24 protein-coding genes are annotated in these 23,299 nt (G+C 54.2%); 7 read left to right on the plus strand and 17 right to left on the minus strand.

All coding sequences use genetic code 11. The features are described from left to right. Positions 1-23 precede the first annotated feature (23 nt). Both CPA45_RS03960 and trkA read right to left on the minus strand, forming a co-directional pair. Complete coding sequence (locus tag CPA45_RS03960) at positions 24-1,472, minus strand: TrkH family potassium uptake protein (protein WP_096650345.1); 1,449 nt, start codon at positions 1,470-1,472, stop codon at positions 24-26. Positions 1,473-1,504: 32 nt separating this feature from the next. Next, positions 1,505-2,878, minus strand: coding sequence for a Trk system potassium transporter TrkA (gene trkA, locus CPA45_RS03965; protein ID WP_078088653.1), 1,374 nt, complete (start codon positions 2,876-2,878; stop codon positions 1,505-1,507). Between trkA and CPA45_RS22795 the strand changes: the two genes are divergently transcribed. Then, positions 2,865-3,020, plus strand: a complete 156-nt coding sequence (locus CPA45_RS22795; RefSeq protein ID WP_165771501.1) for a hypothetical protein — start codon at positions 2,865-2,867, stop codon at positions 3,018-3,020. The genes trkA and CPA45_RS22795 overlap by 14 nt on opposite strands. Here the strand turns inward: CPA45_RS22795 and CPA45_RS03970 are convergent. The 4 genes from CPA45_RS03970 to def all read right to left on the minus strand — a co-directional run bounded on the left by CPA45_RS03970 (position 3,007) and on the right by def (position 6,220). Further along, complete coding sequence (locus tag CPA45_RS03970; protein ID WP_096650346.1) at positions 3,007-3,213, minus strand: dodecin; 207 nt, start codon at positions 3,211-3,213, stop codon at positions 3,007-3,009. The genes CPA45_RS22795 and CPA45_RS03970 overlap by 14 nt on opposite strands. Positions 3,214-3,250: 37 nt before the next feature. Further along, on the minus strand, positions 3,251-4,585 hold the full coding sequence (gene rsmB, locus CPA45_RS03975) for a 16S rRNA (cytosine(967)-C(5))-methyltransferase RsmB (RefSeq protein ID WP_096650347.1): 1,335 nt from the start codon (positions 4,583-4,585) through the stop codon (positions 3,251-3,253). After that, the gene (fmt, locus tag CPA45_RS03980) at positions 4,582-5,568 is read right to left on the minus strand and encodes a methionyl-tRNA formyltransferase (protein ID WP_096650348.1); all 987 of its coding nucleotides are present in this window, start codon (positions 5,566-5,568) and stop codon (positions 4,582-4,584) included. Before fmt ends, rsmB begins: the two co-directional genes overlap by 4 nt. 139 nt (positions 5,569-5,707) lie before the next feature. Continuing rightward, on the minus strand, positions 5,708-6,220 hold the full coding sequence (gene def / locus CPA45_RS03985) for a peptide deformylase (protein ID WP_096650349.1): 513 nt from the start codon (positions 6,218-6,220) through the stop codon (positions 5,708-5,710). A gap of 205 nt (positions 6,221-6,425) precedes the next feature. Between def and CPA45_RS03990 the strand changes: the two genes are divergently transcribed. From CPA45_RS03990 to aroE, 5 genes are all read left to right on the plus strand, one after another. Next, on the plus strand, positions 6,426-7,475 hold the full coding sequence (locus CPA45_RS03990) for a LysM peptidoglycan-binding domain-containing protein (protein WP_096650350.1): 1,050 nt from the start codon (positions 6,426-6,428) through the stop codon (positions 7,473-7,475). Between the two features lie 37 nt (positions 7,476-7,512). Continuing rightward, positions 7,513-8,634: a DNA-processing protein DprA gene (gene dprA, locus CPA45_RS03995; protein WP_096650351.1), complete on the plus strand. Its 1,122-nt coding sequence runs from the start codon at positions 7,513-7,515 to the stop codon at positions 8,632-8,634. A 67-nt stretch (positions 8,635-8,701) separates the two neighbouring features. Next, entirely contained in the window at positions 8,702-9,256 is a 555-nt protein-coding gene (tsaC, locus tag CPA45_RS04000) for an L-threonylcarbamoyladenylate synthase type 1 TsaC (RefSeq protein WP_096650352.1), read from the plus strand. Positions 9,257-9,329: 73 nt separating this feature from the next. Beyond that, a complete protein-coding gene (hemF, locus tag CPA45_RS04005; RefSeq protein WP_096650353.1) occupies positions 9,330-10,265 on the plus strand; it encodes an oxygen-dependent coproporphyrinogen oxidase in 936 nt (311 codons plus the stop codon). Between the two features lie 9 nt (positions 10,266-10,274). Continuing rightward, complete coding sequence (gene aroE, locus CPA45_RS04010; RefSeq protein WP_096650354.1) at positions 10,275-11,099, plus strand: shikimate dehydrogenase; 825 nt, start codon at positions 10,275-10,277, stop codon at positions 11,097-11,099. 101 nt (positions 11,100-11,200) lie between these two features. Here aroE and CPA45_RS04015 read toward each other — a convergent pair whose 3' ends face one another. Further along, positions 11,201-11,458, minus strand: a complete 258-nt coding sequence (locus CPA45_RS04015) for a hypothetical protein (RefSeq protein ID WP_096650355.1) — start codon at positions 11,456-11,458, stop codon at positions 11,201-11,203. A 22-nt stretch (positions 11,459-11,480) separates the two neighbouring features. Continuing rightward, on the minus strand, positions 11,481-12,284 hold the full coding sequence (locus CPA45_RS04020) for a M48 family metallopeptidase (RefSeq protein WP_078088642.1): 804 nt from the start codon (positions 12,282-12,284) through the stop codon (positions 11,481-11,483). A gap of 99 nt (positions 12,285-12,383) precedes the next feature. Between CPA45_RS04020 and CPA45_RS04025 the strand changes: the two genes are divergently transcribed. Next, the gene (locus CPA45_RS04025) at positions 12,384-13,268 is read left to right on the plus strand and encodes an ATP-binding protein (protein WP_096650356.1); all 885 of its coding nucleotides are present in this window, start codon (positions 12,384-12,386) and stop codon (positions 13,266-13,268) included. Between the two features lie 12 nt (positions 13,269-13,280). Here CPA45_RS04025 and CPA45_RS04030 read toward each other — a convergent pair whose 3' ends face one another. The 9 genes from CPA45_RS04030 to rlmN all read right to left on the minus strand — a co-directional run bounded on the left by CPA45_RS04030 (position 13,281) and on the right by rlmN (position 23,262). Further along, positions 13,281-13,895, minus strand: a complete 615-nt coding sequence (locus CPA45_RS04030; RefSeq protein ID WP_096650357.1) for a hypothetical protein — start codon at positions 13,893-13,895, stop codon at positions 13,281-13,283. A gap of 501 nt (positions 13,896-14,396) precedes the next feature. Next, the gene (gene der, locus CPA45_RS04035) at positions 14,397-15,800 is read right to left on the minus strand and encodes a ribosome biogenesis GTPase Der (protein WP_078088639.1); all 1,404 of its coding nucleotides are present in this window, start codon (positions 15,798-15,800) and stop codon (positions 14,397-14,399) included. Beyond that, positions 15,797-16,978 carry an outer membrane protein assembly factor BamB gene (gene bamB / locus CPA45_RS04040; RefSeq protein WP_096650593.1) on the minus strand — a complete coding sequence of 394 codons (1,182 nt, stop codon included), beginning with the start codon at positions 16,976-16,978 and terminating at the stop codon, positions 15,797-15,799. Before bamB ends, der begins: the two co-directional genes overlap by 4 nt. Beyond that, positions 16,978-17,637, minus strand: a complete 660-nt coding sequence (locus tag CPA45_RS04045) for a YfgM family protein (protein ID WP_096650358.1) — start codon at positions 17,635-17,637, stop codon at positions 16,978-16,980. Before CPA45_RS04045 ends, bamB begins: the two co-directional genes overlap by 1 nt. A gap of 87 nt (positions 17,638-17,724) precedes the next feature. Further along, positions 17,725-19,020, minus strand: coding sequence for a histidine--tRNA ligase (gene hisS / locus CPA45_RS04050; protein ID WP_096650359.1), 1,296 nt, complete (start codon positions 19,018-19,020; stop codon positions 17,725-17,727). Positions 19,021-19,105: 85 nt separating this feature from the next. Next, the gene (gene ispG, locus CPA45_RS04055; RefSeq protein ID WP_096650360.1) at positions 19,106-20,221 is read right to left on the minus strand and encodes a flavodoxin-dependent (E)-4-hydroxy-3-methylbut-2-enyl-diphosphate synthase; all 1,116 of its coding nucleotides are present in this window, start codon (positions 20,219-20,221) and stop codon (positions 19,106-19,108) included. A gap of 8 nt (positions 20,222-20,229) precedes the next feature. Continuing rightward, a complete protein-coding gene (locus CPA45_RS04060) occupies positions 20,230-21,162 on the minus strand; it encodes a RodZ domain-containing protein (protein WP_096650361.1) in 933 nt (310 codons plus the stop codon). A gap of 40 nt (positions 21,163-21,202) precedes the next feature. Further along, positions 21,203-21,934 carry a type IV pilus biogenesis/stability protein PilW gene (gene pilW, locus CPA45_RS04065; protein WP_244287521.1) on the minus strand — a complete coding sequence of 244 codons (732 nt, stop codon included), beginning with the start codon at positions 21,932-21,934 and terminating at the stop codon, positions 21,203-21,205. 143 nt (positions 21,935-22,077) lie between these two features. Next, on the minus strand, positions 22,078-23,262 hold the full coding sequence (rlmN, locus tag CPA45_RS04070; RefSeq protein ID WP_096650362.1) for a dual-specificity RNA methyltransferase RlmN: 1,185 nt from the start codon (positions 23,260-23,262) through the stop codon (positions 22,078-22,080). Positions 23,263-23,299: the final 37 nt, after the last annotated feature.

The following is a 23,299-nucleotide window of genomic DNA, read 5'->3' on the forward strand; positions in this document are numbered from 1 at the left end:
CACAAATAAAAAGCGGTACTTGGTTAACGGCGCCAAAAGGCGGGAGTGAATAGCACCAGCACTGTGAAAATTTCCAAACGGCCCAGAAGCATGGCCATGACCAGAATCCATTTGGCGAGACTTGGCAAGTCGCCATAGTGGCTGTTGGCTTCGCCGAGGGCTGGCCCAAGGTTGTTAAGCGCTGAGCCAACGGTGGACCATGCAGTGACTTGGTCAACGCCGGTCGCCATTACCCCCACCAGCATTAAAAAGAACAGCATTACATACACCGAAAAGAAGCCCCATACCGCTTGGGCAATGCTATCGGGAACGCTGACTTTGCCGACTTTGACCGCAATCACAGCGTTGGGGTGGATCAGGCGCATAATTTCACGCATGCCTTGTTTTAAAATCAAAATAATCCGAATGACTTTCATGCCGCCGCCGGTAGAGCCGGAGCAGCCGCCCACAAAAGCTGCCACAAACAGTAAAAAGGGCAGGGCCCCAGGCCACATGGAGAAGTCGGCGACGCTAAAGCCTGCGGTAGTCGCCACTGAGACGACCTGGAAAGCTCCATGACGTAGACCACGGAGCGTGTCATAAGTGTCTGTTAACCATAAAGAAAGTACAGTTGTCACTGTCAGCGCGAGCAGAAAAAGCATCAAAAAGCGCGCTTCAGGATCGTGAAAATAGTGCATCAGGCTTTTTTCACGCCAAGCAATAAAGTGCAGGCTGAAGCTGAACGCCGAAATCAGCATGAATGCAATGCAGATCAGTTCAATCGTGGCGCTATCAAAGTAACCGATGCTGGCGTCATAGGTGGAAAAGCCACCGATGGCGACAGTTGAAAAGCTATGGCTCAAGGCATCAAACCAATTCATGCCCGCCAACATATAGGCCACCATGCAGGCAAGGGTAAGTGTCGCGTAGATATACCACAGCGCTTTGGCAGTTTCGGTGATACGCGGCGTGAGTTTGGAGTCCTTCAGCGGCCCTGGAATCTCAGTGCGATAAAGTGCCATACCGCCAACCCCTAAGGTGGGCAAGATGGCGACGGCTAAAACGACAATCCCCATACCGCCCAGCCACTGTAGCTGTTGACGATAATAGCGCACGGACTCTGGCAGAAAATCGATACCGGTAATCACCGTAGCACCTGTGGTGGTCAGTCCCGAGAACGACTCAAACACGGCATCGGTGATGCTTAGCGATCCTCCGCCAAACAGCATGAGCGGAAGCGAACCGAACAGTGCTAGTACCGTCCAGAACATGGCCGCAATAATAAAACCATCGCGAATCCGCAGCTCTTTATGAGCACTCCTGTTTGGTAGGTAAAGGACAAGACCGGTAGCCACGGTGATGGCAATGCCGCTCATGAAGGCGTGCCAAACTCCGTCTCGAAACCATAGCGACATCAGCATCGGTGGCAGCATCGTGAGGCTAAACAGCATCAGAAGCAGACCTAAAATGCGTAAAATAACCCGCAAACTCATAGCAGTAGTTGCCTCATTGCAGTGGCGCTTGCCTAGAAGAACGTCAATCCAACTTGGAAAAGGCGCTCCACGTCGCGGATTCGCCGCTTATCGATCACAAATAGAATGACGTGATCACCGCTCTCCACCATGACGTCATCGTGGGCAATGAGAACCTCTTTGCCGCGCACAATGGCGCCAATAGTAGTGCCTTCTGGCAGGTCTATTTCGCGTATCGTACGGCCGACCACTTTGGAAGACTGTTTGTCACCGTGGGCAATTGCCTCAATGGCTTCCGCCGCTCCCCGGCGCAGCGAGTGCACGTTAACAATATCGCCCCGGCGCACGTGGGTAAGTAGACTGCCAATGGTGGCCTGCTGGGGGGAGATGGCAATGTCGATTTCGCCGCCCTGCACCAAATCTACGTAGGCAGCATTGTTGATCAGTGTGAGTACCTTTTTTGCCCCCAAACGTTTGGCCAGCAGTGACGACATAATATTGACTTCGTCGTCGTTGGTGAGGGCGCAGAAAATATCGCAATCCTCGATATTCTCCTCTTCCAGCAGCCGTTTGCTGGTAGCGCTGCCGTGGAGTACCACTGTGCGGTCAAGTCGCTCGGACAGCGTGGTGCAGCGTTCCAGGCTGTGCTCGATGATCTTCACCTGATGACTGTGCTCCAGGTGTTCGGCGAGACGCTCGCCGATATTGCCGCCGCCTGCGATCACGACCCGACGGAAATCTCGCTCGACGCGACGCAGCTCGCTCATGACCGCACGAATGTCGCGCCGTGCAGCGAGGAAGAATACTTCATCGTCAGCTTCAATTACCGTATCGCCACGGGGGATAATTGGCCGGTTGCGCCGATAAATCGCCGCCACGCGGGTTTCCACGTTGGGCATATGCTTGGCTAAAAAGGCTAAATCCTGGCCTACCAGTGGGCCTCCGTAGAAGGCTTTTACCGCTACTAACTGCACCAGTCCGCCAGCAAATTCCAGCACCTGCAGTGCACCGGGGTGCTCTATCAGGCGGCGCACATGGTCGGTAACTACTTGCTCGGGGCTGATCAATACGTCTATGGGTATGGCTTCGTGGGCAAACAGCCCTTTGCGAGTGAGGTAGGCTGTGGCACGCACCCGGGCTATCTTAGTGGGGGTGCGAAACAGCGTGTGAGCTACCTGACAGGCGATCATGTTGATCTCGTCGGTGTTGGTCACCGCGATTAGCATGTCGGCGTCTTCACAGCCTGCCTGACGCAGTACAATAGGGTAAGAGCCTGCGCCGGTGACTGTTCGAATATCAAGCTTAGTATGAAGCTCGCGCAGTTTGGCGGCGTCGGTATCAACGACGGTAATGTCATTTTCCTCGCGAGCGAGGTGCTCCGCCAGGGTGCCGCCGACCTGGCCGGCGCCAAGAATGATGATTTTCATTGCTGAGCATCGGTTCCGTTGTAAGCGCCAGCGTGTACTGCCACTGGATAATGTGAGTGAGTGCGCGCTGCGCTGCAATAAAGACGGCGGCCAGTGTAAACCAGCCGCCGTCGAAAAGCAGGTAGCGCTTACTCTAGCGTAAAGCCGACTTTTACGGTTACCTGCCAGTGGGCAACGCGACCATCTTCTATATGGCCGCGAGTATCGGTTACTTCCAGCCAGCGCATATGCTTAATAGTCTCAGAGGCTTTGGCGAGCGCATTCTGCACGGCTTCCTCAATACCTTTCTCGGAAGAACCGGTGATTTCTACATGCTTATAAGTGTGATGACTCATGGTGTCTCCATCCTTGACATGAATTCACTGCTTACCGTTAAGCAGTACGCTTCTCTAGTCTGGCATAAAAAAAGCCATCGTGACTTCCCTGGTCTGGAAACAGCTGGCGTCCATGGCCACTTTGCATACCCCAGGCAACGTCGTTTGGGGTCGTCACTTTGGCATCCGGTGTGCGAGCAATAAAAGCCTCGATCTGCTCGGCGTTCTCTGCAGGCAGTATGGAACAGGTAGCATAGAGTAGCGTGCCACCTGGCCTTAGTAGTGACCAGAGATTGTCCAGCATTTGGCGCTGGAGTTGGGCCAGTTGGCGAATATCTTCTTTACGGCGCAGTGTTTTAATGTCTGGGTGGCGGCGAATAACCCCAGTGCCCGAGCAGGGGGCGTCGAGTAAAATGGCATCAAACGGTGTGCCGCTCCACCACGCCTGTTCAGTTGCATCGGCGTGTTGTAGGTCCGCCGTTAGCCCTAGACGGTTTAGTGTATCGTCTACCCGACCTAGACGCTGGTTATCGCTATCAATGGCAGTTAGGGCAATATCAAACTGCTCTAGCAAGTGGGCTGCTTTACCACCAGGGGCACAGCAGGCATCCAGTACATGAGCTCCTGGGCGAGGGGCGAGGGCCGGGCCAAGTAGCGCCGCTGAGAGCTGGGCTGCTTCATCCTGGACACTGACATGCCCCTCTTCAAAACCAGGGAGTGCCGCGACATCGCAGGGGGTGTCGAGAGTGATGCCATCAGGTGCATGCGGGCATAAATAACCACTTAAGCCCTGTTCGGTCAGTTGCGCCAGGTAGGCCTCGCGGTCATTGTGGCGCTGATTGACTCTGAGCGTCATGGGGCCTGGCTGGTTGTTGGCTTCGGCAATGGCACGCCACTGTTCAGGCCAGGCATCGCGTAGGGCAGCTAGTAGCCATGGGGGGTGCTCAAGAGCGACGTTTTCGTCACGGTCCACTTCTGCCATAAGCGTCTCGGCTTCCCGCTGCAAGCGGCGAAGGCAACCGTTAAGCACCCGAGTAGCCCATTCTTTACCTAATAGGCGCGCCGCTCCAGCGGTTTCGCCTACTGCGGCGTGAGCGGGAATACGCATATAAAGTAACTGATAAATACCCACTAGTAGCAGCGCGTGAACGTCATTGTCACGCTTCTTGAATGGCTGCTTGAGTAGTCTCTTAGCGAGGGCTTCCAGCCGCGGCAGGCGACGGCAAGTGCCGTAGCAAAGCTCTTTTAACAGGCTGCGGTCGCGGGCGATAACGCTATGTTCATCTAAACCAGCAAGCGACCCTTTATCAGCGAGGATGGGCACCAGCGCACGTGCCGCTGCGGCGCGCACCTCTTGGCCACTGCCGCCTTTGGCTGTGCGATGTTGGCTCATGGGGTAACTCCTTGGTGAGATGCGGGATGCCCAAGGCGGGCGCCGATAGTAAGGGGTGTCTGTCGGGCGTTGAGCAAATCACGCACAGCCATGGCTTTACCTCCAGGTAGTTGGGCACGGCTAACGCAGAGTACTTCTTGGCCTTGCTCACCACAGGCAATACGTAGGTACTCGTCACCGTGCTCAAGCAGCGTGCCCGGCAACGATGGTGGTTGCTCACCAGGCTCAACGTTGGCCATAAGCAGGCGGATACGGTCGTTACCCAGTGTGCACCAAGCCACGGGCCAGGGATTGAAGGCTCGAATCTTAAGGGCAAGCTGCTCGGCAGGCTGGTGGAAATCCAGCTCAGCTTCCGCTTTGCTCAGCTTGGCGGCGTACGTCACTCCCTCTTCGGGCTGGGGTATGGCGTTTAGATTGCCGCTATCCAGCTCGTCTAGCACATTCACCAGAGCGCTTGCCCCTTGGATGGCTAATCGGTCATGCAGGTCGCCGCCGGTGGTACGTGAAGTGATCGGCGTGCGTACTTCGTACAGCATTGCACCGGTATCCAGGCCTGCATCCATCTGCATAATGGTTACGCCAGAGGCGCTATCACCAGCCTCAATGGCTCGCTGAATGGGCGCGGCTCCTCTCCAGCGCGGTAGTAGCGAAGCATGCACGTTGATACAGCCGAGCCGAGGCGTATCCAGCACGGCTTGAGGTAGCAGCAACCCGTAGGCAACCACCACCATCACATCAGCTTCCAATGCCGCTAACTCTTTTTGGGCATCAGTGCTTTTTAAGCTGGCAGGCTGATATACCGGTATTCCATGTTCAAGGGCAAGCTGCTTGACCGGGCTGGGAGTAAGTTTGCGTCCTCGGCCTGCCGGGCGGTCGGGCTGGGTGTATACCGCAATCACCTGATGTTGGCTCTCTAACACGGCGGCAAGGCTTGATGCGGCGAAATCAGGTGTGCCAGCAAAAACAACGCGCAACTGAGACATGGGTGTGATTACCTAACAGGAATGGGGGACGGGGTACGTCAAACAGCTGAATGCCGAACTACAGAGTGTCACCGCTAGTTTATTATCTATAGCGGTTACGCTCGGCAGCTCGGCCTGGGATAACGCAAACAGTGCAGACTTAAGCGTCTTGCATCAGCTTATGGCGCTTTTGCATCTTTTTCATCACTCGATCGCGTTTGAGTGGCGACAGGTAATCAACAAACAGTACACCTTCCAGGTGGTCATACTCATGCTGAATACAGTGTGCCAATAGGCCATCGGCCTCCAGCTCGTAGGGCTCGCCGTTACGATCAAGCGCATTGAGCTTTACCTTTAGGTAACGCGGTACTTCGGCATAGTACTCGGGGATTGATAGACATCCCTCTGAAAGTGGCTCTTGCTCTTCACCAATCGGCTCATAGCGTGGATTGATGAGTACCCGTGGCTGGGAGTTATCGTCACTAACATCCATCACCACAATGCGGCGATGAACATCAACCTGGGTTGCTGCAAGGCCGATGCCGCGCGCGTCGTACATGGTCTCCAACATATCGTCGACGAGCTGGCGGACCTCGTCGTCAACGGTTTCCACCGCTACCGCCTTGGTGCGTAGGCGCTCGTCGGGGAATTCGAGAATAGGAAGTTTGGCCATGGCGTTACAATCACCGTTATGCTGAGTCTTTAATGTAAAGGCCCTGCCACCTGTGTCGGCGGGCCTAAGCGCTTTGCTAGTAAGTGCTTTACTATAAGTGTTTTACTAATAGCCATCATATCATGCTGTCGGTGTTCCTGGGCATGTGCGTAACCCGCTATGACCTTTGTAAACACTCCCCCAGCAACTGTCTAGGGAGAACGAGATGGCGGCCAAAAGGCCTCTTCATTATAGCCTCTTTGGGCCCCTGTTAACGTGTATCGCCCTGCTGTTTAGCCATTCAGCTGTAGGGTGGGAACGGCTGCGTAGCGATGCGCCTGAGCGTTATGAGGTGGTGCGCGGTGATACGCTATGGGACATTTCTGCGCGTTATCTGCGATCACCATGGCAGTGGCCAGAGCTTTGGCAAGCCAACCTCCATATTCGTAACCCACATCTTATTTATCCAGGCGATATACTGGTACTAGGCAGTTGCCAAGGTATGCCCTGCTTGCTGTTAGAGCGCGGGCAGGGAGTCGTGAAACTGACTCCGCAGATGCGCACTGTGCCTGAGCGAGAAGCTATTGCACCGCTCCCCATGGAGGTTGTGCGCGTTTTTTTACGCGAACACCGAGTACTAGAGGAAGGCGAAAGGTTACAGGAACTGGCCTACGTAGTAGGTGGGGATAACAGGCGATTGATCAGTGGTGCGGGTGACACGCTCTATGTGCGCGGAGAGCTGCCAGCCAGAACACGGCTGGGGATTTATCGCCAGAGTGATCCTTATCTTGCCACCGATGGGGCGCCGCTAGGCACTGAGCTGATCAAGATTGGTGAAGCGCGCTACCTAAGTAGTGAAGGGGATATTGCACGAGTAGAAGTACTGAATGCGTATCAAGAGGTGCGTAATAATGACATCCTGCTGCCATTTGAAAGTCGTGAACAAGAAGAGGCTTTCCAACCCCGAGCTCCGTTAAATCACGTGTCTGGCAATATCATTGCGGTACCTGGCGGTATGCGCTTTATTGGGCGCTTACAGGTGGTGGCGATAGACCTTGGTACTCAAAACGGTATACAGCCAGGGCACGTATTAAGGGTCGACCAGCAGGGTGAGTTGATTACAGACCCCCGCACTAAAGAGCGTATCCAGCTGCCTGAAACAGAAGCGGGGGTGATGATGGTTTTTAAGCCTTATAACCACGTTAGCTACGCATTGGTGATGCAGGCATCGAATGTGCTTGCCGTAGGGGATACGGTTCGAGCACCGATCAAATAAAACGTCATAAATGAGCTGCGAATAGAGGAGGTAATGTATGAATGCCAGGGAGTGGCTGGTAGTGAATGCTCTACCCAGCATGGGGCCACACCGCATTGCACAGTTGGTCGCCCGTGGGCCGCAATGGCCCCAGGGCTGGCTAGCAGCACTGCCAAGTACCGCTGCCGCAGCTCTGCGATTATGGCTTGAGCATCCGGAGCGTAGCCCGCTTCAGCCAATAGTAGACGCCACTCAGGCCTGGCTGAAGAGCGGCCCTAATCGCCATCTATTACACCGCGACCATCCAGCATGGCCGACGCTGCTTAATCAACTACCCGACCCGCCGGTCGTGCTATGGGCCCAAGGTGATCTTAGTGCCTTAGAGGGTCCCAAGCTTGCTATGGTAGGGACACGCAGGCCTACTTCAGAGGGCAGTGGTAATGCTCAGGCCTTCTCCCGTGAGCTTGCTAAGCGTGGTTGGTGCATTGTGAGCGGTATGGCACTGGGCATTGATGGGGTCGCTCAGCGTGCTGCACTCGCTACTGGCGGGCGTTCAATTGCAGTATTGGGCTGTGGCGTTGATGTAATTTATCCTGCCCGGCATCGCGATTTATACGAGCAGCTAAGCACTGCGCTGGGGGGCTTACTGCTCTCTGAACATCCGCCTGGAACAGCCGCTCGGCCGGCTTTCTTTCCACGCCGCAATCGAATTGTTACCGGCCTAAGCTTGGGTACGCTGGTAGTAGAAGCCACCGAGAAAAGTGGTTCACTGGTCAGCGCTCGTTTAGCACTTGAGCAGGGGCGTGAGCTATTCGCCTTGCCAGGGTCACTGCATAATGTGCAGGCTCGGGGCTGCTTACATCTGCTGCGCACTGGTGCGACGTTAGTGCGCCATGTAGACGATATACTTGAAGAGCTACAGCACTGGGCAAGCAACTTTTTGCCTCATGAGCTTAGCCCGGTTGTCGAAGGTGTTGGTATCGCTCAACCAAGTGGCAATGAATTGCCAGTTGATAATCTGCTAGGTGCATTGAGCGCTTCGCCAACGCCGATTGATGTGCTGGTTCAGAACGCAGGTATAACGGTTAGCGAGTGCCAGCAGCGGCTATTGATGCTGGAGCTAGAGGGCTATGTTGCTCAACAGGCGGGTGGCTGGGTACGCTTGGCGCGGCCATGGTAGGATGCAGTTTCCTAGTGTTTTCACTGGCTAAGCAGTGGCAGGTCATGATTGATTACGAGGAGCGTCTATGGAAACGGCTGAATTAAATGCGGCAGTGAGTGCGCTGCGGAAGGGGGGCGTTATTGCCTGCCCAACCGAAGCCGTATGGGGGCTTAGTTGTGACCCGGATAACGACGAAGCGCTAGCACACTTAATGCGCATGAAAGAGCGTGACCCCGCCAAAGGGGTTATCTTGGTCGCGGCCAATATCCAGCAGTTTCAGCCTTGGCTAAATCAACTACCACTCTCCTTTCATGCACCTCTGGCAGCCAGTTGGCCCGGCCCGAATACTTGGTTGGTACCAGATAACGGCCGTAGCCATGGGCTGGTGCGTGGCGCCCACAAGTGTGTTGCACTTCGGGTTACCGACCATCCGCTGATGAAAGCGCTATGTGAGGCGTTTGGTGGACCGCTGGTGTCCACCTCCGCTAACCGCTCAGGAGACCCGCCGGCCATGAGTGCTGAAGAGGTCACTACAATATTTGGCAGCGAAGTGGCTGCCATTGCACCTGGTGAGTTAGGCGGCAACTCCCGGCCAAGTACTATTCGCGACTTAGTGACTGGCAAGGTACTTCGCCAGTAAGCGCATCAGTGCGTTGAACGGAACCTATCTACCCTTATCTACGCTTAGTAATGATTTATTCCTTGGAGTTAATGTGGCTCACGAGCACCTAGATGACGTTAAACGCTACCTATTAGATCTGCAGGATCGGCTATGTGCTGGTCTTGCCGCCGCCGATGGCCGCGCCAGTTTCAAAGAGGATAGCTGGGAGCGTGAAGAGGGTGGTGGTGGACGCTCCCGGGTGATCGAACATGGCGCTGTATTCGAGAAAGGCGGTGTTAATTTTTCTCATGTGTTTGGTGAAAAGCTCCCTCCCTCCGCGACGGCAGCAAGGCCTGAGCTGGCTGGGCGTAGCTTTCATGCAGTAGGGGTTTCCTGGGTGTTGCATCCTGAAAACCCCCATGTGCCAACCAGCCACGGGAACGTGCGCTTTTTTATTGCCGAGAAGGCGGGTGAGTCGCCCGTATGGTGGTTTGGCGGAGGTTTTGATTTAACACCTTACTATCCCGTATTTGACGATGCTGTGCACTGGCACCAAGTGGCTAAGTCGGCCTGTGACCCGTTTGGTGAAGAGGTCTATCCACGTTACAAAGCATGGTGCGATGAGTACTTCTATCTCAAACATCGCGATGAAACCCGTGGTGTTGGTGGGCTGTTTTTTGATGATTTAAATGAAGGTGGCTTTGACGACTGCTTTGCCTTCCAACGCGCCGTTGGTGATAGCTTTCTTGATGCTTATCTACCGATTGTTGAACGCCGCAGGAAGGACAGCTGGGGTGAGCGGGAGCGTGACTTCCAGCTTTATCGTCGTGGCCGTTATGTGGAGTTCAACCTGGTTTGGGATAGAGGGACGCTCTTTGGCCTGCAAAGCGGTGGACGTACTGAATCCATTTTAATGTCGATGCCGCCGCTGGCCCGCTGGAAGTATGCATTTACACCAGAAGCGGGTAGCCGTGAAGCACGGCTCCATGAGTACCTTGTGCCCAGGGATTGGCTTGCTGAAGCAGCCGTCCGCCAGCGTGAGGCATAAGGAGGTTTTATGACAGACCGTTACTGTGTATTTGGTAATCCTATCAATCACTCAAAATCGCCGCTGATTCATGAAGAGTTCGCGCAGCAGACGCAGCAACCTATTACCTACACTGCCGAGCTTGCGCCGGTAGACGGCTTCGCCCAGGCATGGCAGCACTTTGTGGCCATTGGCGGGCGAGGGGCTAATGTCACTGTACCCTTCAAAGGCGATGCTTTTGCTCTGTGCGACACGTTAAGCCATCGTGCTAAGCGTGCCCAGGCAGTCAATACGCTGATTGTAGGAGGTAACGGTCGCACCTATGGTGATACTACCGATGGCGTTGGGCTTGTCCGCGACCTTGGTTACCACCGAGTACCTATTAAAGATAAGCGCGTGCTGGTGGTTGGTGCAGGGGGCGCCGTGCGTGGCGTATTGGAGCCTCTGCTGGTCGAACAACCCCGTGAGTTGGTGGTGGTCAATCGAACAGCAGATAAAGCTGCCCAGTTGGTGCGGGACTTTGCTGATCTAGGTAATTTGAAAGGGGGCGGGTTTGATGCAGTAGAGGGGCAGTTTGATCTGGTGATTAATGGCACGAGTGCCAGCCTTTCTGGTGATTTGCCCCCCCTGCCTGATAAGCTGTTTACCCAGCATGCTTGGGCATATGACATGATGTACGGCGCTGAACCAACGGTGTTTCTACAATGGGCGGGCCCGCGTGGTGCCAAGCTATTAGATGGGTTGGGCATGTTGGTAGAACAGGCCGCTGAGTCGTTCTTTCTATGGCGTAACGTGCGCCCTGAAACTGCAGCGGTGCGTTCGCAGTTGAGGCAGTCGTTGAATTTTAGCGATTAAAGTTATTGCCTATCGCTTAAGGTGTGTTAGCGCACTATAACGCAAGAGAGGGCCGCTTATTGGTGGCCCTCTCTTGCGTTGCTAGCTGTATAAACGAATGCTCAACGGCGTTTGGTATAAAACCCTACCATGCACATTACCAACCCAACAACCGATAGCAACATGCCGCCATTGACCAGCAGTGGCGAGCGCTCAAGCCACGAAATAAAGGGTTGCGGGGTATCACGGCAGGTGCTTTCCAGATAATCCCAGTAGCCGCCATCAAGCTGGCAGGCGCGTACATCACCTAGTTCCCAAAAATAGACGCCCATCAATACTAAGACGGGCAGTACCAGGAGCAGTAAACCAAATCGAATCATTCAAACCTCTAGTTAAAGGCGTTCAAGGGCGCGGGCAGTTGGGCGTGCGGCCACTGTTGCGGGCTTGTTCATAGCTGGCCAATGCTTGATCCATATTGGCTTGAAGGCCCTGAATCCGCTGGCCCTGGCTCGGGTGAGTAGACATCCATGCCGGGGGAGTGCCGCCACCAGACGCTGCCTGCATGTTCTCCCATAGTGTAATGCTTTCACGGGGATCGAAGCCTGCCTGGGCCATCAGTTGAAGGCCAATAATATCTGCCTCGGTTTCATGACGACGCGAGAAGGGGAGTGCAATGCCGTACTCGGCCCCCATGCCCAGCACTCCCATTAACTGTTGCCCTCCTGGCGATTGCATACCCGAGGCGCTGGAAATTACCGATAAGCCTAGCGATGTGGCACTTTGGGTGGAGGCACGCTCATTGGCATGATTAGCGATTACGTGACCTATCTCATGGCCTACGACAGATGCGAGTTGATTCTGGTTCGTTGCTATATTTAACATGCCTGTGTTGACACCCATATAGCCGCCGGGTAACGCAAAAGCGTTAGGCTGCTCAGACTTAAATACACGGATCTGCCAATCAAGGTTACGCTGCTCAGCGGGCAGTACGTCAACAATTGCATTGGTAATGCACTGAACATAGCGGTGGCTTGCCTGATCAGCGGTAGGTACATCGCGCTGATACTGGGCGAAGGCTTGTTGACCCATTTGGTTCAACTGATCGTTGGAGAGCAGCAACAGCTGTGAACGGCCGGTCGGGGAGGTTGAGCATGCCGCTATAGAGGCACACAGCGCAGTAACAGCCAATGGACGTAGCCAGCGCATAGACGGTTTCCTTATAGACTAGAGAGTGCCTTGCACACAAGATAACCACTGTCGGTGGTAAATCAATCTTTCCTATCATAACGCACTCAGGGGACAACGATGGATGCTGAATTGAGCCAGCGCATAACGCGCCTTCTGGATCATATCGACCATTGGTTGCCGCCAGCACCAACGCCGGTGGATTGGGACATTCATGTGGCCGCTATCTGGCAGCGTCACCCTCTGGGGGGATGGCTGGTGCCAGTGCCACCTCGAGATACCTTGACGCTGGATGACCTACTGGGCATTGAGCGGCAAAAATTGGCCCTACTTGATAATACACGCGCTTTTTTGCAAGGCTTACCCGCTAACCACGCCTTGCTGTGGGGCTCACGGGGGAGCGGAAAGTCATCAATTATACGCGCCCTGCTTAACTCGCTTGCAAAGGAGGGGCTGCGCCTGATTCAGGTGGATCGCCACGACCTTTGTAGTCTACCGCTACTGGTAGAGCAGTTGCGCCACATGCCACATCGGTTTGTGGTGTATTGCGATGACCTCTCTTTTGAGGGCAACGACGACGCTTATAAAGCGCTTAAGAGCGTCGTAGATGGGGCTTTAACTGGGCCGCCTGAGAATGTCCTGCTGTATGCCACCTCCAACCGTCGCCATTTATTGCCGGAGTCCATGCAAGACAATAGCAGTACACGTCTGGTCGGTGAGGAGCTACACCATGGTGATGCGGTAGAAGAGAAGATTTCTCTCTCTGATCGGTTTGGACTCTGGCTAGGGTTTCATCCTTTCAATCAAGCGACGTACCTGGAGGTGTGTGAGCATTGGGTTCGTCATATTGGAGGACAGCAGGATTGGAATGAGGCAACAAAGGCTGAAGCCGTTCGGTTCGCTACTTTGAGAGGGGGGCGGAGTGGTCGAGCTGCTTGGCAATTTGCGGCCCATTGGGTTGGCCGCAAGCGGCTGCACGAGAAGGTGCAGCCGTCAAAAAAGTAGCCTTTATGGTATTTAGCGCTGAGGAATGAGCTGTCCATCGGCCCCGACATTCAAGCGAATGGTGGGCGTGAAGAGGCCTGATGGCAGTGTCATTCCTAAACCGCGCAGATCTCCAGGGGTGATTGCCAGCTCACTACCAGCAGGTAGTTCGCCCTGTGATGCTAATTGGTTAGCGAGTTCTAGCATTGGCGTCATGCGTTGGGGGTCGGTGGTCAAAATATCGAACGCAACGGGTAGACGTAGTTTGGCATCGTCGCCTGGTGTCAGGGTCACGTCTTGCTGATATTGGCCCTGTACGGGATCTACCCCAGGCATGTCTAGTGTCCATCGAAAGCCGGACATCTCAACGGCAGGCATGCCTGCTGGTAGCCCCAGGCCCATCGCCAGTGTGGCCTGAACGGGCAAGCTGCCCGCGCCAAGGCTAGAGGCGATTAAGCTTGTTAAGTCGCTTGTATCAAGCCCTGCTTTAAGGCTATAGGGGCCAATGCGAACCTCTTCAATACCTAGCGAAGTAACCGCTAGACGAAAAGCAAATAGACCCGTTTGGGGGAGCGCAAGGCAGCCGGTTAGTAAGCTTGCCATGGCTAACATAGCAAATCCGCGCCAGCGGCTAACGGTAGTAAGCATAAGATTCCCTCCTAGGAAGGGCTGAAAATTCAGGATGAGGCAATGCTGAAAGGCGCGGCCATTTGAGGGCTAGCTAGCGGGTTTGTCAATAGCACAACTGACGAAATCAGCTAAAGCTACTTTTGCTGAGGGCTACTATTTTCTGACAAGAATTAGATAACAAGAGGCAGAGATATAGAATAAGAAAATAAGACATGCTTCATGGCCTGAATGGTGAAGTGGCACCATAGCCGCTGCCTATTGTGAAGAGGTGCTGCTGAGTCAATCAGTGCTATTTCTTGGAAGTTAAACTGGGTAACCAAAGAGTTCGAGTATTTCGGCCCACAAATGTCGGCCTTACTAGACTGGTCACAGGATAGCCGGAAAACATTGCAGGAGTGCATCGCAAGAGTGAATAGAATAGGCCGCATTAAAAAACGCCTGAGGGAATCGACATCCAACAGGCGTTTTATATCAATGGTGATGCTAGATACTCATCACTTAGACGTGTCGTGAAGACACCTACCGGCGGCTCTTACGTGCCTCTTTGGTACGGTCTAGCTCGCGCTTTTTCGCCTTTTCTTTGTCGCTGGCCCCCGCCATGTTATCAAACGGGTTGCTACCCGAGCGGAACTCAAAGCGTATTGGTGTGCCGCGCACTTTTAATACTTTACGGAACGTATTGGTCAGATAGCGGCGGTAGGCCTCTGGCAACGCTTCCGTTTGATTGCCGTGCACAACGATAATCGGGGGATTACTGCCGCCCTGGTGGGCCATGCGCAGCTTAATTCGACGGCCGTGAACCATTGGCGGCGGATTTTGGCTCACCGCGTCTTGCAGTAGCGTAGTTAAGCGATTGGTCGACCAGTGAGCGTTAGCGGCATCAAAGGCACGATCAATCGAGGGGTAAAGATCGCCTACTGCTGTACCGTGCAGGGCAGAGATAAAGTGCAGCTCGGCGTAATCCGCAAAACCTAGGCGGCGTTTCACCTCAGTGCGCATTTTCTCTTTGACTTCACTCTCCAGGCCATCCCACTTATTGACCGCCAATACCAGGGCTCGTCCAGTGGTTAATACATAGTCAAGCAGGTGCATATCTTGCTCAACCAAACCACTAGAACCATCCAATACCATGATCACTACATGCGACTCTTTGATCGCATCCAGGGTTTTGATAATGGAAAACTTCTCGGCAATTTCACGCACGTTCTTGCGCCGCCGAATGCCCGCTGTATCAATCAATACATAGGGCTTGCCACGGCGCTCGAAAGGGATCTCGATAGCATCGCGGGTGGTGCCTGCTTCATCAAATACCACCACGCGCTCTTCGCCGAGCAGACGGTTGACCAAGGTGGATTTGCCTACGTTTGGACGGCCAATCACACCAATACGAATACCCTTGCTGCCGGTGTCGGCAGGAATGCTGGCATCGCGCTCGGGGAAGGGGGCAAGCACAGCGTCGATTAGGGTCGAAACATTGCGCCCGTGGGCGGCCGCAATAGGCCAAGGGTCGCCCAGGCCCAACGACCAAAAGTCACCCATTGCAGAGTGCTCTTCCAACCCGTCGGTCTTATTCACCACCAACCAGGTTTTTTTCTGGTTAACCCGCAGGTGGTTAGCAATTGCCTGGTCAGCAGCGATGAGGCCAGCACGTGCGTCTACCATGAACAGCACGATATCGGCTTCATCAATGGCGGCGAGTGACTGCTCGGCCATGGCAGCATCAATGCCCTCTTCGTCACCACTGATGCCGCCGGTGTCGATCACCGTATAGACTTTATCGCCCAGCATGCCATTGCCATATTTGCGATCACGGGTGAGGCCAGGAAAGTCGGCCACGAGCGCATCACGCGAACGCGTCAGGCGGTTAAACAGCGTCGATTTGCCCACATTGGGGCGACCGACTAAAGCAATGACGGGTGTCATGGAGTTACTTCCAGGGTTTCCAGGCGACCATTGTTGGCCTGGACATGAATGATCTTGCCTTCGGTCACTGGGCGCACACTGATACCAGATTTGTGCACGCGAGTACGACCTACAATGTCGCCTCCACGGGCATCAATCAGGTGCAAATAGCCTTCAAAGTCACCAAATACCAAGCGTCCATCAGCAAAGGATGGGGCGGTTAGCCAGCGGTCTTCCAGTTTGTTATTGCGCCAAACTTCTCGGCCACTGTTGGCATCTAGGGCAACAACGTGGCTGTTGTGGGTAACAACAAATAAAAGCTCACCGACTAAAATAGGAGTATGGCGGCTAGACAGGTTGCTTTCCCACAATACGCTGCCACGGGTAGCTTCAAGGGCGACAACTCGGCCATTATAGCTGGTGACAAATAAGCGCCCATCGGGGCTTAGTACCGGTTGGCCCGCTAAGTCGACCAGACGTTCAACCTCGCTGCGCCCACGTGGGTTGGCAATCTGCATATCCCAGAGGGGCTGCCCATTACGGTTATCCAGAGTGGTTAAACGACCATTAGCCGTACCAACAAAGGTAACGGGGTCGATCACCATGGGGGTGCCAGTGCCACGTAAGGTAAGCGATGGCTGTGTGCTGGTATAAACCCAGCGCTCTTCACCGCTAGCGCGATCTAACGCCGTCACTTGGCCATCAATACTTTGTACCAGCAGTAACTGCTGGTTAGCTTGAGGGGCTGCCAGTACTTCACTGGAAACTCGTGAACGCCAGCTTACGCTACCATCTCGTTGGTTGATGGCGATCACTTCACCATTGCGGGTACCTAGGTAGACGTGGCCTGCCACCGCATTCAGTGCGCTTGAGACCGGCGTGTCCAGTCGAGTTTGCCACTTACGCTCGCCATTATCGGCATTTAATGCCATCACTAAGCCTGTGGCATCTGCGGCAAATACCGTATCGCCCTCACGGGCAGGGGCAATAGGGTAGCGTGCGCGGCCAAGGCCATCACCGACGTTTCTACGCCAAACGCTATTCAACGATGATGTTTCTTCAAAGCTGCGTAGCTCTTTAGGCGTATAGGCTGGTTCCCCTTTATTGGCACAGCCAGCGAGTAAAGCCACAGCAATCGCGCCTAAAGTCACGCGCAGCAAATGCTTGGAAAAAAGTGGTTTTGTAAGGCTGATCGTCATCATTGTGTCGCCTCCTTGGCGCCAAGATCGTCGAGCTTAAACTGTACGCCATAGAGAGCCTGGTTCTGAGTTTGTGCCAACTCTAGAGCGGTTTGCCAAGCTTCGCGGGCTTGTTCTGTTTCTCCCAAAGCGGCATAAGCATCACCTTGGATATTCGCTTTTTGAGCGGCGAGCGACTCTGTAATCGGTTCATCGAGTAGGCTCAATGCTGCTTCAGGGTTGCCTTCGGCGACTTCTATACGTGCTAAACGTAGCCAAGCTAGGCTCTGTACGTAACGGCGCGAGGAGCTATTGGCAACTTGCTCAAGAGCGGTTCTGGCGTCGTCTAAATTACCCTGCTGAACGGCAAGTCGGGCATCCAATAACAGCGCCAGCTCGGCATAGAGTGTCTTGCCATGCTCGTCGTTAATTTCGCTAATCAACTCACGGGCGGCGGCCAATTGGTCGTCTTCCAGGACGTTGCTAGCCGTCATATTAACCAGCTGTTGATAGCGGGCAGAGGCGGCTTCAGCCTGACCTTCCTGATAGTTTTGCCAGGCATTCCAGCCAAGTACCCCCGCTGCTGCGAGAACAGCACCTGCAATAAGAGAAGTTCCATTCTCTTTCCACCAGCGCTTTACTACCTCAAGCTGCTCTTCTTCGCTTCTCAGCTCCGCCACGGGCGGCCTCCTGTTCTGTTGCATAGCCGCTTGTGCGGCTAGCGAGTATTCACCTGCTGGATTGGCTTGGCCTATCCAGCAGTAAGGTTAATGGGCGACTAGCTCACGCAACATGGCGGCAAGGTCTGCTTGGGCTACACGCTGTTGCTCGCGCTCTTCACGCAGAAACTTAAGCGTTACGCTGTTTTCAGCCAGCTCGTCTTCACCTATCAGCACCGCAATAGGGGCAGCGCTTTTGTCAGCTTTTTTCATGCGGCTTTTGAAGCTACCACCACCGCAATGTAGCTGTAGCCTGAGTGCCGGCAGCTCACTGCGTAGCTGCTCTGCTAGTGTGAGCGCCGTCACTGTGGCGCTATCATCCATAGGTAGCAGGTATACATCGCAGCCGCCTAGTGCAGCCTCAGGCACTAAATTGAGCGTTTCCAGCAATAGAACAAGGCGCTCAATACCCATGGCAAAGCCCACCGCTGGGGTAGGTTTACCACCTAACTGCTCAACTAGGCCATCGTAACGCCCACCTGCGCAAACCGTGCCTTGGCTGCCAAGTGCGGTAGTGGTCCACTCGAAAACAGTGCGGCAGTAGTAGTCTAGGCCGCGTACCAAGCGTGGGTTGATAACATACTCAATACCTGCAGCGTCTAACATCGCCTTTAACTGCTCAAAATGCTCCCGGGACGCATCGTCTAGGTGATCCATTAGCTGCGGCGCGGCATTGAGCATATCGGCCATTGCCGGGTTCTTGGAGTCCAGAATGCGCAGCGGATTACTGGTTAGGCGGCGCTTGGAGTCTTCGTCTAACACATCGTGATGCTGTTCAAAGTAGGCCACCAACTTATCGCGGTAGGCGGTGCGCGCCTCTAGCGAACCTAGCGAGTTGAGTTCTAGCGTTACGTGGTCCAACAGGCCCAGTTCTCGCCATAGGCGGGCCGAGAGCAAGATGACTTCAGCATCGATATCCGGGCCTTCAAAGCCATAGGTTTCGACGCCTACTTGGTGAAACTGGCGGTAACGGCCCTTTTGCGGGCGCTCATGCCGAAACATCGGGCCCTGGTACCACAACCGCTGCGTTTGATTGTGTAGCAGCCCATGCTCCATGGCTGCACGCACGCAGCTAGCAGTGCCTTCCGGACGTAGTGTCAGGCTGTCGCCATTGCGATCGTCGAAGGTATACATCTCTTTTTCAACGATATCCGTCACTTCACCAATAGATCGGGCGAACAGCGCGGTTTGCTCGACAATCGGTGTGCGAATTTCTTCAAAGCCATAGCGATGCATTAATTGACGGACGTTGGCTTCAAAAAATTGCCAGCGAGGGCTGTCGCTGGGCAATAGGTCGTTCATACCTCGGATCGCTTGAATCTTTTTAGCAGCGGACTTACTCAATGAAAACTCCTTGTATGGGAGGCAGCGCGGGACCCACAAATGTATCAGCAATACGAGGCATCCCGGCTGGGCATCTGGCTCGGCGTTAAACGCTGCGAGCGATCATATCGTTTTCTTGCTGCTGCTTTTGACGCACTTTGTCACGGATCAGCTTTTCAAGATCATCCACAAGGTTGTCATTGCGCAGCTTGCTGGCAGGCTTGCCGTCGATGTATACCAGATTGGCAGGTGAGCCGCCGGTTAGGCCAATATCCGTCTCTTTTGCTTCGCCTGGACCATTCACTACACAGCCAATGACCGAGACATCTAAAGGGGTCATCACGTCTTCTAAGCGTTCTTCAAGCTGGTTCATGGTGCTGATAACATCGAAGTTTTGGCGTGAACAGCTGGGGCAAGCGATAAAGTTGATGCCTTTGGCGCGCAGCTTAAGGCTTTTGAGCATATCAAAACCAACTTTAACTTCTTCCACCGGATCGGCTGCCAGGGAAACGCGGATAGTGTCGCCAATCCCGTCCATCAGTAGCATGCCAAGGCCAATGGATGACTTAACGGTGCCTGCGCGCAGCCCACCTGCTTCGGTAATGCCCAGGTGCAGCGGCTGCTCAATACGAGTAGCGAGGTCGCGGTAAGCAGCGACGGCCATAAATACATCTGAAGCCTTTACGCTGACTTTAAAGTCGGGAAAGTCCAGCCGTTCCAGGTAGTCAATATGGCGCATGGCTGACTCTACCAGAGCGGCGGGAGTTGGCTCGCCATACTTTTTTTGCAGGTCTTTTTCTAAAGAGCCTGCGTTAACACCGATGCGGATCGGAATGCCGTGATCGCGGGCAGCGCTCACTACCGCACGGACCCGGTCTTCCCGGCCAATATTGCCGGGATTGATCCGTAGGCAGTCAACGCCAAGTTCAGCGACGCGCAAGGCAATTTTGTAATCGAAATGGATGTCAGCGACTAGGGGAACATCGACTAGCTTTTTAATTTGGCCAAAGGTTTCCGCGGCGTCCATGTCCGGTACAGAGACACGCACAATATCAGCACCAGCTTTTTCCAACTGCTGAATTTGTGCCACAGTGGCTGCAACATCCAGTGTGTTGGTATTGGTCATGCTCTGAACAGCGATAGGCGCATCGCCGCCTACCGCTACGTTGCCAACATGAATTTGGCGTGAAAGGCGGCGTTTAATGGGAGAAGGGGCGTGCATAAGGCGTGTCACTCTCCTAGGGTGAAGCGGGCAACATTATTGGCACCAGCACGTTGAGGAAGGTTAACTACCTCGCCTTGGTAGCGCAGCTCTACGCCGGTGGCATTGCCGATCGTTAAACGAAAAGGTGGCTCACCCTCAACGCTCGCGGTAGTGCCAGGGGCTTGTAGGCCGACAAATACTCGCTGGTTGTTGGCATCAAAAATTTCTGTCCAGGACTGTTCGTTAAATGTCAGCTCTAGTGTATTCGGTGACGTAGCAGGCGCTGCCTCAGCCACCTGTTCATCATCGCTGGCATCAGCCGCTGGCGTGCTATCTGATGCAACCAATACAGCGGATTGAGCAGCTTCTTCCGAGACCTCTGCTGTTGCTGAGCTTGTGGCTGCATCGCTTGTATCTGTGCTGGTTTCAGCAGGCAACTGAGGAGTAGCAACCACGGCTGACGTGGGCTCCCGGTCACTTGAGGCACTAAGCGCTTCCTCTTCTTCTATCGTAGGTGAGGCGCCCATGCTGGGTGGTTCACTGCCGCCGCGGCTTTGCCACCACATCACAGTAACGGCAATTAAACCAACGATAACCAGTAGTGTAACGAGCTTAAATAGCAAGGCGCCTACTTTCGATGGTGGCTTGGCAACTGAAACAGGTGTGACTTTGCGGTCGGTGTCGGCACTACCGTGGCGTACCTGATAGGCATCGAGTACTAGGCGGTCGTCCATATCCAAGTACTTAGCATAAGAGCGAAGGTAGCCGCGGCGGTAGGCGGTAACCGGGATTTCATCATAATTGTCTTGTTCCAACCCCGCTATCACTGCTGGGCGCAGGTTGAGGGCGCGGGCGGCATCAACCAGAGGTACGCCAAGTGCTTCACGTTGGCGAAACAAAAGCTCACCAGGAGTGGCCGTATTTGAGGTGGCGCTATCAAGTAATTGTGTTTCGCTCATGGCTGAGCATCCTTCAATAAATAGGTGATCAAGGCATCCATTAATTGGTATTCAGCAACTGCTGGTAATCCGCCGCTGCGGCGTGGTCGCCGCGTGCGTGGGCGAGATCAATCGCCATTTCCAGTGCTGCTGGGTCTGGCCCGGTCAATTGCAAATAGCTCTGCAGTGGCTCCCAGGCTAGCCCGTAATTGCCCTGCGAAACTTCTAACTCAGCTAACATTAAATAGCCACGTGCATTACGTGGGTCGATACTTTGCGCGCGTTGAAAGCCTTCGCGGGCACTATCAAATTTTTCCAGCGCTACGTAACACTGCCCTAAATTGGTAAATAACTGGGCTCGGTTGGCATACTGGGCATCTTGCGATGCGATTTCTAGCTGTTCGCAGGCTGCTGCAAACTGTGCTTGTTGGTAGAGAAACGCGGCATAATTATTGCGCGCCCGGGTAAAAGAGGGTGCTGCGTTAACGGCTTGCTGAAAGTAGTGGTGAGCAAGCTTATTCTCTCCTTGCTGCTGGTAGACCAGCGCTAGGGCCTGAAGTGCCTCAGCGTGACGTGGATTAATTTCCAAGGCGCGGTCGAGGGCGTTTAGTGCGCGGGGCAGATTCTCGCGCTCTAAGTAGGCAACGCCTAATTGAGTATAGGCATCAGCTGCATCCTCATTCGCTTGGGTAGTTACTCTGCTTGGTGTTGCACAGCCGGCTAGCAACATGCTGCCCACAAGCACACACAGCATGGGTACCCTGGATGGGAAGCGTCTGCAAATACCGGTCATGTATGCCCTCTTGATGTAGCCTCTAAACTCTAATACTAATAGACGGTTTGTTCTAAAATTTATGTTTCTGAATTTTGCCCGTTGCCGCCCACAAAACGAGACCATCAAAGCGCTGTGTTCAATGGAAGTCAAGGTGGATAAGACTAGTCTGCATCAAGCTGTACGGACTGAATATAGCGCGCGCTCCGTTTGGTGCGATCTTTTACACGTCCGACAAGCTGTCCGCAGGCAGCATCGATATCGTCACCGCGGGTTGTACGCACTGTGGCGTTGTAGCCTAAATCGTATAGCCATTGCTGGAAACGCATGACTTGGTTGCGTGACGGCTTCTCGTATCCTGAGTTTGGGAACGGATTGAACGGTATTAAATTAATTTTACAAGGTAGCTCTTTGAGCAGTGCTGCCAGTTGCTCGGCGTGCTCCTGCTGGTCGTTCACATCATGGATCAGCGTGTACTCGATAGTGACCTGACGGTTATCAGGGCATTTTGATAAGTAGCGGTGGCAGGCATCCAAGAGCGCGCGAATATTGTACTTACGGTTAATGGGCACCAACTCATTACGCAGTTCGTCAGTTGACGCATGTAGCGAAATGGCGAGGCTAACGTCCATCTCATCGCCTAGCTTGTCAATCATCGGAACAACGCCGGAGGTAGAGAGCGTGACCCGGCGCTTCGAAAGCCCGTAGCCGTTATCGTCCAGCATTAATTTCATTGCAGGAACAACGTTATCGAAGTTGAGTAGAGGTTCCCCCATGCCCATCATGACGACGTTGGTAACCGGCCGGTTGGCGGTGTCTCGGCGTGGCCCAACGCTGCGTTGAGCGACCCATACCTGGCCGATGATTTCCGCAGCGGTTAAGTTGCGCTGAAATCCCTGCTTTCCGGTAGAGCAGAAGCTACAGTCCAGCGAGCAGCCGACCTGGGAAGAGACGCATAACGTACGGCGCTTACCGTTTTCAGCTGGAATGAGCACCGTTTCAACATAGCTGCCATCTTCTACCTCTAGCACCCACTTACGTGTACCGTCGCTTGAGGTTCCCTCGTAGACAACCGCAGGGCCTCGTATCTCCGCCACCTTCGCCAGCTTTTCCCGCAGCGGCTTTGATAGATTAGTCATCGCTGCAAAGTCATCGCTGCCTTCCTGGTGGATCCACTTCATCACCTGGGTGGCACGAAACTTCTTTTCGCCAATGGAAACAAAAAAAGCTTCCATCTGCTCGCGGGATAAGCCGAGCAGATTTTGACGCGCTGCCGCTGTCTGTTGGGCAGAGGCACTGTCAATGGATGAATGGGGAGCGGGTGTATGTTGGGCTACGGTGGTGGTCATGGCGATCAGCGTTCAGAAAGAGGCGGGGGCTTGGCCC

Origin of the sequence: Vreelandella nigrificans (assembly GCF_002374315.1) — a bacterium.
GTDB classification, from domain to species: Bacteria; Pseudomonadota; Gammaproteobacteria; order Pseudomonadales; family Halomonadaceae; genus Vreelandella; species Vreelandella nigrificans.

Coding starts and splice junctions, on each gene's coding strand:
- bamB (WP_096650593.1), bottom strand. CDS start 16,978: ATGACGATCAGCCTTACAAAACCACTTTTTTCCAAGCATTTGCTGCGC.
- CPA45_RS04020 (WP_078088642.1), bottom strand. CDS start 12,284: ATGCGCTGGCTACGTCCATTGGCTGTTACTGCGCTGTGTGCCTCTATA.
- ispG (WP_096650360.1), bottom strand. CDS start 20,221: ATGCACGCCCCTTCTCCCATTAAACGCCGCCTTTCACGCCAAATTCAT.
- CPA45_RS04030 (WP_096650357.1), bottom strand. CDS start 13,895: ATGCTTACTACCGTTAGCCGCTGGCGCGGATTTGCTATGTTAGCCATG.
- CPA45_RS03960 (WP_096650345.1), bottom strand. CDS start 1,472: ATGAGTTTGCGGGTTATTTTACGCATTTTAGGTCTGCTTCTGATGCTG.
- tsaC (WP_096650352.1), top strand. CDS start 8,702: ATGGAAACGGCTGAATTAAATGCGGCAGTGAGTGCGCTGCGGAAGGGG.
- CPA45_RS04025 (WP_096650356.1), top strand. CDS start 12,384: ATGGATGCTGAATTGAGCCAGCGCATAACGCGCCTTCTGGATCATATC.
- rsmB (WP_096650347.1), bottom strand. CDS start 4,585: ATGAGCCAACATCGCACAGCCAAAGGCGGCAGTGGCCAAGAGGTGCGC.
- aroE (WP_096650354.1), top strand. CDS start 10,275: ATGACAGACCGTTACTGTGTATTTGGTAATCCTATCAATCACTCAAAA.
- CPA45_RS04015 (WP_096650355.1), bottom strand. CDS start 11,458: ATGATTCGATTTGGTTTACTGCTCCTGGTACTGCCCGTCTTAGTATTG.
- rlmN (WP_096650362.1), bottom strand. CDS start 23,262: ATGACCACCACCGTAGCCCAACATACACCCGCTCCCCATTCATCCATT.
- fmt (WP_096650348.1), bottom strand. CDS start 5,568: ATGTCTCAGTTGCGCGTTGTTTTTGCTGGCACACCTGATTTCGCCGCA.
- CPA45_RS04060 (WP_096650361.1), bottom strand. CDS start 21,162: ATGAGCGAAACACAATTACTTGATAGCGCCACCTCAAATACGGCCACT.
- CPA45_RS03990 (WP_096650350.1), top strand. CDS start 6,426: ATGGCGGCCAAAAGGCCTCTTCATTATAGCCTCTTTGGGCCCCTGTTA.
- pilW (WP_244287521.1), bottom strand. CDS start 21,934: ATGACCGGTATTTGCAGACGCTTCCCATCCAGGGTACCCATGCTGTGT.
- def (WP_096650349.1), bottom strand. CDS start 6,220: ATGGCCAAACTTCCTATTCTCGAATTCCCCGACGAGCGCCTACGCACC.
- der (WP_078088639.1), bottom strand. CDS start 15,800: ATGACACCCGTCATTGCTTTAGTCGGTCGCCCCAATGTGGGCAAATCG.
- dprA (WP_096650351.1), top strand. CDS start 7,513: ATGAATGCCAGGGAGTGGCTGGTAGTGAATGCTCTACCCAGCATGGGG.
- CPA45_RS22795 (WP_165771501.1), top strand. CDS start 2,865: ATGATGATTTTCATTGCTGAGCATCGGTTCCGTTGTAAGCGCCAGCGT.
- CPA45_RS03970 (WP_096650346.1), bottom strand. CDS start 3,213: ATGAGTCATCACACTTATAAGCATGTAGAAATCACCGGTTCTTCCGAG.
- trkA (WP_078088653.1), bottom strand. CDS start 2,878: ATGAAAATCATCATTCTTGGCGCCGGCCAGGTCGGCGGCACCCTGGCG.